Origin of the sequence: Labilibaculum sp. (genome assembly GCF_041595635.1) — a bacterium.
In the GTDB taxonomy this organism is placed as follows: domain Bacteria; phylum Bacteroidota; class Bacteroidia; order Bacteroidales; family Marinifilaceae; genus Labilibaculum.
In genome coordinates, this window is sequence record NZ_JBFHJW010000048.1 from 21930 (window position 1) to 31110 (window position 9181).

Annotated in this window: 6 protein-coding genes; 5 read left to right on the top strand and 1 reads right to left on the bottom strand. The window is 35.6% G+C overall.

Annotation, left to right across the window (positions count from 1 at the left end):
• Window positions 1-19: 19 nt before the first annotated feature.
• A complete protein-coding gene (gene uvrC / locus ABYT26_RS13070; protein ID WP_372754599.1) occupies window positions 20-1825 on the top strand; it encodes an excinuclease ABC subunit UvrC in 1806 nt (601 codons plus the stop codon).
• A gap of 3 nt (window positions 1826-1828) precedes the next feature.
• Here uvrC and ABYT26_RS13075 read toward each other — a convergent pair whose 3' ends face one another.
• The gene (locus ABYT26_RS13075) at window positions 1829-2812 is read right to left on the bottom strand and encodes a lipoate--protein ligase (protein WP_372754601.1); all 984 of its coding nucleotides are present in this window, start codon (window positions 2810-2812) and stop codon (window positions 1829-1831) included.
• Window positions 2813-3025: 213 nt separating this feature from the next.
• Between ABYT26_RS13075 and dtd the strand changes: the two genes are divergently transcribed.
• The 4 genes from dtd to ABYT26_RS13095 form a co-directional block, all read left to right on the top strand.
• Window positions 3026-3478 (top strand): D-aminoacyl-tRNA deacylase, encoded by a 453-nt coding sequence (dtd, locus tag ABYT26_RS13080; RefSeq protein ID WP_372754603.1) that lies wholly within the window; start codon window positions 3026-3028, stop codon window positions 3476-3478.
• Entirely contained in the window at window positions 3479-3811 is a 333-nt protein-coding gene (locus tag ABYT26_RS13085; RefSeq protein ID WP_372754605.1) for a nucleotide pyrophosphohydrolase, read from the top strand.
• Between the two features lie 155 nt (window positions 3812-3966).
• Window positions 3967-5679: a hypothetical protein gene (locus tag ABYT26_RS13090; RefSeq protein WP_372754607.1), complete on the top strand. Its 1713-nt coding sequence runs from the start codon at window positions 3967-3969 to the stop codon at window positions 5677-5679.
• 430 nt (window positions 5680-6109) lie between these two features.
• Window positions 6110-9181, top strand: a 3072-nt coding sequence (locus ABYT26_RS13095; RefSeq protein ID WP_372754609.1) for a leucine-rich repeat protein, incomplete at its 3' end; no start/stop codon positions are given.

A 9181-nucleotide genomic window follows, 5' to 3' on the forward strand; every position in this document is an offset into this window, starting at 1 on the left:
TTATTGAAATTTAGGATAGGTGATAAAAAACAAAAATATTGAGCAATTAAAATCAATGGTAGCTGCTTTGCCAGAAGAGCCAGGAGTCTATCAGTTTTTTGACGAGAACAAAACAATTATTTACGTAGGAAAAGCAAAGCGACTCAAAAGAAGAGTTGCTTCCTATTTTAATAAGGTTCACGATTCGGCGAAAACCAATATCATGGTTCGCAAAATTGTAGATATTCGACATATTGTGGTTGAATCGGAAGAAGATGCTTTGTTACTCGAAAATAATCTGATTAAAAAACATCAACCTCGTTACAATGTTCTTTTGAAAGATGACAAATCTTATCCCTGGATTACCATTCGAAAGGAGAATTTTCCCAGAGTAGAGGTGACGCGCCATTTGCTAAAAGATGGATCGGAGTATTTTGGCCCTTATACAAGTGTAAGGATGGTTCGGATTTTAATGGATATGATTCGATCCTTGTATCAGCTACGAAATTGTAATTTGAGTTTATCAGAAGAAGCAATTCGTAATGGAAAATTCAAAGTTTGCTTGGAATATCATATTGGCAACTGTAAGGCACCATGTGAGGGAAAGGAAAGTAAAGAAGAATACGAGCAAACAATACAGGATATTCGAAATATTCTGAAGGGAAATATTGGCTCCGTTACTTCTCATTTGAAACAGAAGATGCAGGATTTGGCCGAAAACTTTAAATTCGAGGAGGCTCATATTATCAAAGAAAAATTGAACCTTTTATCGAAATATCAAAGTAAATCTACCATTGTAAATCCTTCCATTAATAATATCGATGTCTTTACCATTATTGATGATGAAAATTCAGCTTACGTTAATTTTCTAAAGGTGGTTAATGGAGCCATTATTCAAGCTCATACCATCGAAATGAAAAAGAAAATCGATGAGAGTAGAGAAGATCTGCTTTTATTGGCCATCACAGAAATTCGACAGAAGATATTTAGTACAGCGAAAGAGATATTGGTTCCTTTTGAACTTGAATTATCCATTGAGAATGTCAAATTTCTAATTCCTCAACGTGGGGACAAAAAGAAATTACTGGACTTATCGCTTCGTAATGTCAAATATTACCGTCTCGATAAGTTAAAGAAGGGAGATAAATCTTTAAAACAATCCAATGCCGATCGTATTGTAGAAACCATGCGAACCGATTTGCGTTTGAAAGATGCTCCTGTTCACATTGAGTGTTTTGATAATTCCAATATTCAGGGAACAAATCCAGTTGCTTCCTGTGTAGTTTTTCGAAATGCTCGTCCTTACAAAAAAGACTATCGACATTTTAATATTAAGACGGTTGTTGGTGCTAATGACTTTGCTTCCATGGAAGAAATTATTTACCGTAGATACAAGCGCTTATTGGAAGAAGAGAAAAGCTTGCCACAATTAATTGTAATTGATGGAGGAAAAGGGCAGTTGGGAGCTGCTTTGAATAGTTTGGATAAATTAGATTTAAGAGGTAAAATTTCAGTGATTGGCATCGCAAAAAGATTGGAAGAGATCTATTTTCCAGGAGATCCTTACCCTTTGTATCTGGATAAAAATTCAGAGACACTTAAAATCATACAGTATTTACGAAATGAATCGCATCGTTTTGCCATTACTTTTCACAAGCAAAAACGATCAAAAGCATTCATCGGATCGGAACTCGATAGAATAAATGGGATTGGTCCTAAAAGCGTTCAAAGCTTAATTAAAAGCTTTAAGTCCGTCGAAAACGTGAAGAAAGCAAGTCTTCCAGAATTGGAAAAAGAAGTTGGATTTTCAAAGGCAAATTTAGTTTTCAACTATTTTCATCGGTAAATTTTAAAAAAATGCACTAACTAGCTGATTAAGGCTTATATTCTTAAAGTAAGAGTCTATTGAAATGGAGCTAAGTTGTTTTAAGATAGTACTCTTATTGTGAAGAGAACCAATTAGCTTTGTCTGAAAGTCTGATATTTGGTCAAATTGAATACAATTTCCATCTAAATCCACATTTTGGATGATTCCTTTTACAATTTGCATTTTGATTTCTAAGATAGCGCCTCCAGGAAAATTACTTAGTTTTTCGAATAGGTAATTGGGAGAGTAGCCATAGTTCCAATCCCAATTATTGTATTTTTCAGCCATTAGTAATTCAATTTTCTGTACGTCTTTTTCGTCGAGAACAAATTCTTGTGCTTTGGGAAACTTCAGCTTCACTTCCTCGATAATTAAATCAGCAAAGTTGGAAAGACTAATGCGAGAGGATAGAGAATCAGAAATGTTCGTAACTCTGCTTCTAATGGATCGTACGCCTCGATCTTTAAACTTTAGTGGATTCACCTTTAGAAGCTGATTGAGTCGCTTCAAATCGCTTGAAAAAAGCATTGTGCCATGTTGCATCACTTTGTTTCGATATACATGCGAGGCATTGCCCGAAAATTTTTTTCCATCAATGGTTAAATCACTTTTACCTTCAAATTTTGCATTTACCTTCAACTTTTGGAGGGTATCAATAATGGGGCTGCTGTATTTTTTAAAATCAACAAGTTTGCCTTTTTCTCCTTTTGTAATGAAGCAGTAATTCAAATTTCCCTCGTCGTGGAAAACAGTTCCACCACCCGATAATCTTCGAACAACAGGAACCTTTTCTTGCTCGGCTTTTTCCAGGTTTATTTCGGCCAGGGTATTTTGATGTTTCCCAACAATTAGAGCTGGCTTATTGCTGTATAAAAAGAAAAAATCCTCTTCGTAGTTTTTGAGTAAATATTCTTCGCAAGCCAGGTTAAAGGCAGGTAAATTCGATGAACTAATGAAATACAACATAAAAGGTATATTATTTTTAGAATGAACAAAGATGATGATAATTTTGGAAAAGTAGTAATCTTGAATTTTTAGAATTCAGGATGAATTAATAGATTTTATCTGTGAAAACTAATGTTTATTTCCCTGTCTTTTGAAATCAGAACTCTTTACCATAACAAGCAAATTCTTACCTTTGATTTCTAGTTTTTTTATTACTGTAAGACATATTTGTTTATGAGAGTGGTTGTTCAGCGGGTTAGTGAGGCTCAGGTGAAAGTAAAATCAGAAATTATTGGTCAAATCGAGCAAGGATTAATGGTTTTAGTGGGAATTGAAACTGAAGATTCCGAGAAGGATGTTCAATGGTTGTGCAAGAAAATAGTTCATCTACGTATTTTTGACGATGAAGCAGGGGTAATGAACAAATCCTTATTGGATGTGGATGGAAATATTCTTGCCATTAGTCAGTTTACTTTGCATGCTAAAACAAAAAAAGGAAATCGTCCATCCTATATTGCTGCTGCAAAACCCGAAATTTCCATTCCTTTGTATGAGAAGTTTGTTGCCTGTTTGGAGAAGGAATCGGGTAAAAAAGTAGAAACAGGTAAATTTGGTGCCGAAATGCAGGTTTCCTTGATCAACGACGGCCCCGTTACCATTGTTATGGATACAAAAAATAAAGAATAGATGAAAGAGATAGCAATTCGTGAGGCACAGGAAATGGTCGATTTGTGGATCAAAAAGTATGGGGTTCGTTATTTTAACGAACTTACCAATATGGCAATTCTTAGCGAAGAAGTAGGAGAGGTGGCTCGCATTATTTCCCGAAAATATGGGGAACAATCCTTCAAGGAAAGCGATAAGAAGCATGATTTAGCAGATGAAATGGCCGATGTACTTTGGGTCTTGATGTGTTTGGCCAATCAAACGGGTGTTGATTTGAACGAAGCTTTTCAAAAAAATCTCGAAAAGAAAACTATTCGCGATAAAGACCGACATAAAAACAACGAAAAACTGTAGTTTTTCCCTTTTTTTTGTAAAGTTTTTAGGTCTGCTTATCAAAAGTATACCAGACTTGTTCAAATAGATTCATAATATCAGGATAAGTTAACTTGTGAAAATATTATTTGATTATTTTTACTTCCTGTAACTTTACAACGATTAGCTTACTTTAAATGAAACTGAAATTCTTCTTCCTCTTCATAATTATACCGATTTTTTCCTACCCTCAGAGCAAGGGTGAATTTGAACAAATTTATAGCAAAGGAGAGGAGTATTTGCATATCAATTACGATTCCTGCATAAACTGTGTTCTGGATTTAAAAAGGCTTACTAATAAGAGCGAACTACAAATAATTAGAATCGATTTACTCGACTTGCAAGCAAATTATCAGATTTTAAGTATTGATTCTTCCCAAAAGATCGTTAACAACTGCCTGAAAAGGCTTTCCAAAATAGAGGGAGATCATCACGATTTAAAAGCCCGTTTACTTATTCTTATTGGGGCAATAAACTCGGCTAATTCGAATGTGTACGAAGGCATTCCTCAGTTGATGGAGGCGTGGACTTTGCTTGAAAATTCCGAAGACAACAATTTACGGGAATATTGCAGAATTAGCATTGTAGAAGCACATCGGGTAAAAAAGCAATTTAAAATAGGATTCGATCTTTTGTACACAACATTAAAACAGCCTGAGCTATCAGATCGAAATAGAGCTTTTGCCTACAGTCGCTTGGCAGCCTACTATGAGGAATGTGGAACCGGCGAAGTAGATTTTTCGAATACATCGTGCAATCCATTAGATTCTACTCTGTTCTATTCTGAGCGGAGCTTAGAGCTAGCCCAGAAATGCGATCACCGAGATCTAATGGCCTTAGCCTACAATCAAATAGGGCACTACATTCTTCACAAAACCACCAAATATGATTCTGCTATAGTCTACCTGAGCAAAGCCGTAAAAATCTTCAAAGAATTGGGCTATTATGCAGATTATGTAAATACATCTAACAACCTAAGCAATGCCTATTTAAAAAAAGGGGATTTCACCAATGCTATCCTTATTGGCGATCAACTTTTATCGGAACGACAGGGAAAAGAATATCCTCAAATTTATCGAAAGACTTATCAATTTTTATCCGATTCTTATGATTCTATAGGGAACTATAAATTGTCAAAAAAATATTTTAAGCAAGTATATTTAATTGAGAAAAACCTGTTTAAAACCTACTTAAATAAGGAGGTAACCGCTCTAAGTACGAAATACAATTACCAATTAAAGGAAGCACAACTCTCCGAAGAAAAGCAAAAGAGCAATTACAGACTGACTTTGTTTCTGGGCATTTTCATAATAATCATAACTTTACTTATTATTGCTATTGTAATTAATCGCATGCGTAAAATGAGCTTTATGCAAAAGCAGCAGCAGTTAAAAAGTAAAAATGCGATTTTACAAAACAACATCATACATCAAAATAAAACGCTGACAATGAACACTTTGCGTTTTGTAAAGAACAATAGTTTACTAAATGAAATATCGCAGCAGGTAGGAGCCATGGAATATCTGAACAAAGCTGATTTGAAAGCTGCCATCCAGAAATTGATTTCGGAGATAAGGGTGAGTAAGAAACAGGAAATTTGGAAGGATTTTGAGAAGAGTTTTCAAGAAGTTCATCCCGATTTTTACAAGAACCTTACTTTAAAACATTCCGATCTTAGTGCAAAAGAGTTGCGATTGAGTGCTTTCCTAAAATTGAATTTAACCAGTAAGGAGATTGCGGTGATCAATGGCAATTCTTTACGTACCGTGGAGACTGCCAGACACCGTTTACGAAAAAAAATAGATGTGTCCGAAGAGACTGACCTTAATAGTTATTTTCAGCAATTCTAAACTTATCTCAATCCACCTTTTTTTCTCCTCCTAATTTCGAGTATGCGAAGAGAAGGTGGTTAAATTTTGTAAGAAAGTTACCACAAAAAACACCTTTGTTTAATCCTGACAGCTTTGATATTCATCTCGTAAGTAAACCTGTCAGGATTATTAGCTTGCCTTAAAAAAATGACCTTCACTTTTTTAAAAACTTCAAAATAGGGACTACGTCATATCTACTACATTGGCTTTATAAAACAAATAATCAGTAATTTATGAAGGATGTTTTTCTCCCTTACATCGAAGGGTATTCCTAGGAGATCTTTTATTTTTAGGCTTTTATTGGTGGCTTATTTTAGCTTATGTGAGATGAATCATTCCAATTTGATTTTTTAGCAGCACAATGTCCCAGTAGGTTTAAGAAAATTTAAAAATCCCTAAATACAATTATATGATGAAACGTTCTACTCTAATTCTTACTGTTTTACTTTTTATGTGTATGGCTTTTAGCAGCCAGGCGCAACAATACACTCTCACCGACGATGATGTTGTGGTAACCGATGGGGAAATTATGAGTTGTTCCTACGACTATAGTAGTACCGATATTATTATTCCTGATACTCTCGATGGGCAGACAGTTATTTCTATTTGGGGTGATCCTAGTTCAATAAATTCTGTTTTTCAGAATAAAGGATTAACCTCAGTACAATTGCCGGAAACCTTACAGGAAATTGGTCGTTATGTATTTAATAAAAACAGTCTGACTGAGATTAGCCTTCCGGCTGGCCTAACAACAATGGGTACAAGTGCATTTAGCAATAATCAACTAACAAGTGTTACCATTCCCGAAGGAGTAAGTACCCTAGAATATCAGGTCTTTTGTTACAATAAATTAACCAGTCTGCTTATTCCTGATGGTGTAACAATTATTGAAACGAATGCTTTTAGTAATAATGAATTAGTTAGTGTAAGTTTACCCAATAGTGTTTATAAAATTGAGGATGCTGCTTTCGCGTTCAATACTGATCTAAGCTCATTTTTTCTTCCTTCTGTTTCAATTTCGGGACAAACTTTTCTGAATTGGATCGATAATGAAGGGAATACCTACGAAAATGGAGAGGAAGTATTCAATGTAGCTAGTTCTTTTGTGGCTCAGTTTGCCTATACCCTAACCAGCGATGATGTTGAGGTAAGCAATGGAGTAATTATTTCTTGCAGTTTACCAGATTACACGAACAATATTACGATACCAGAGGTTCTGGATGAACAAACAATTATTGGTTTGGGAAGTGGGTTATTTTTAGGTAAGGATTTAACGGCAATTGATTTACCACAGACTTTGACTTCTATTGATGATTACGTTTTTTATTTTTGTATGCTTACCAGTATTGATCTGCCAACAGACCTTACTAGCATAGGTCAGTATGCCTTTGCCGCCAATAATTTAAGTGAAGTTTTGTTTCCTGAAAGCCTGACAACGATTGGAGATGGCGCATTTACTGCCAACTCCCTAACAAAGCTGGATATACCTGATGGTGTGAGTCGGATTGAATCGAGCACATTTCGTCAGAATTACGATTTAGCCGAAATTAGTTTTCCAGATAGTTTAAGTTATATTGGTAATTATGCTTTTTCGTATTGTTACGACCTATCGGCAGTAAGCATTCCCAGTGCAGTAAGCTATATTGGATCGTATGCCTTTTATAATTCAGGTTTATCGTCATTTACACTGCCAGCATTCGAGGAAAAAGGTTATACAGCTTACTGGCTAGGTAGTGATGATGCCGAATATGCTGCTGGATCTGAGGTAACTGATATATCTCTTTCGTACAGTTTAAATGTTACAATCAATACCTATGCAATTTCAGGTAGCTTAACCGGAGCCGATGATGTACTACTTTTTTTAAGTGGGGATTACACAGATAGCTTAACAATTAGCAGCGGTAATGATTATAGTTTCGATGTGGACTATAACAGTAATGTGGTACTTACGGCCGAAAAAATAGGCTATCAGTTTGAAACAAGGGAATATACATTTGAAAATGTGTATGGAGATCAAACGGAAATTAATTTTGTCGCCACAGAAAGTGAGAATCTGTATCCTCCTACTATTGCTGATGAGAAACTTTACATTGAGGAGAATTCTGCAATTGGAACGGAACTGGCAACACTTACCATCGAAGATGAGGATGTGCTTGCTGAAGACTACTACCTCTTTGCGCTTACCGATACTACGGGGATGTTCGAAATCAATACGGAAACAGGTCTCGTTTCGCTAATTGACAATCAAAAACTTGATTATGAAACTTATGCGAGCATCCCAATAAGTGTATCAGTATATGATTACAAACATGATACTGTGAGCAAAGAAATCAGTGTGATTCTTGTTAATGTCAACGAAGCTCCAACAGCAATTCAATTGTTAAATAATAGCATAGCCGAGAATTCAGCAATAGGAAGCGAAGTAGGAACATTAACTGCTACTGATGAGGATGCTGATCAGACTTTAACTTACAGTATTTCTGAGAATGAGAATTTTGAGATTTCCGGCGACAAGCTATTTTCAAAATCCGATTTGGATTTTGAAACCCAAGAATCTTATGAGCTCGAAATTACGGTGACCGATCAGGACGGATTGAGCTATTCGGAGAGTGTAAGCATCGAAATTACTAATGTAAACGAAGCTCCAACATCTATTTCTTTGTCAAATGCCATCATTGTAGAAAGTTCAGTTTCGGCAATCTTGATTGGTTCTTTTACAGCAAGCGATGCAGATGCCGATCAGACTTTCACTTACTCAATTGCCGAGAATGAGAATTTTGAAATATCGGAAGATATATTATTGAGTAAAAAGGTTTTAAGTTCCGATACAGATTACTCCGTTGAAATTACAGTTACCGATCAGGGAGGATTAACTTTTACCGAAACATTTACAATTCAGGTGATTGCGAACGATTATGTTCCTGTTATTTTGTCTTCTGAATTTTTCGTAGATGAAAATTCAGAAAGTGGAACCTTTGTGGGGCAAATTGAAATTGAAGATCAGGATGAATTCGAAAATCCGGTAGTTTACAGTTTCGAAAGAGGTAAATATTCAGATTACTTTTCTATTGATGAAACTAGTGGTGAAATTACAGTTAGAAGTTATAACTCTTTAAATTACGAGGACAAATCATCCTATGATATCTCTGTTTATGTGGAGGATACTCGGCACGTGGTGAGCAAAGACATCATTATTTATCTTAACGATGTTAATGAAGCTCCTTACAACCTTAGTTTATCCAATTATACTGTTCCAAGCGATGCAGCAGTAGGAGATGAGATTGCCGAATTTTCAGCTTCCGATCCTGATGATGCTGCTATTTTGACCTATTCCATTACAGAGAACGACTATTTTTATTTGGAAGGAACCTCCTTATTGCTTAAATCGGCCATAACTTATGAGGAGGGGCAGAGCTATACAGTGAGCCTTACAGCTACCGATGAAAACGATTTGTCAACAAGTAGTGATTTCACCCTTACT

What these genes read in the sequence shown, in the direction of transcription:
- ABYT26_RS13090 (WP_372754607.1), top strand. Translation starts at nt 3,967, where the DNA reads ATGAAACTGAAATTCTTCTTCCTCTTCATAATTATACCGATTTTTTCC.
- ABYT26_RS13075 (WP_372754601.1), bottom strand. Translation starts at nt 2,812, where the DNA reads ATGTTGTATTTCATTAGTTCATCGAATTTACCTGCCTTTAACCTGGCT.
- dtd (WP_372754603.1), top strand. Translation starts at nt 3,026, where the DNA reads ATGAGAGTGGTTGTTCAGCGGGTTAGTGAGGCTCAGGTGAAAGTAAAA.
- ABYT26_RS13085 (WP_372754605.1), top strand. Translation starts at nt 3,479, where the DNA reads ATGAAAGAGATAGCAATTCGTGAGGCACAGGAAATGGTCGATTTGTGG.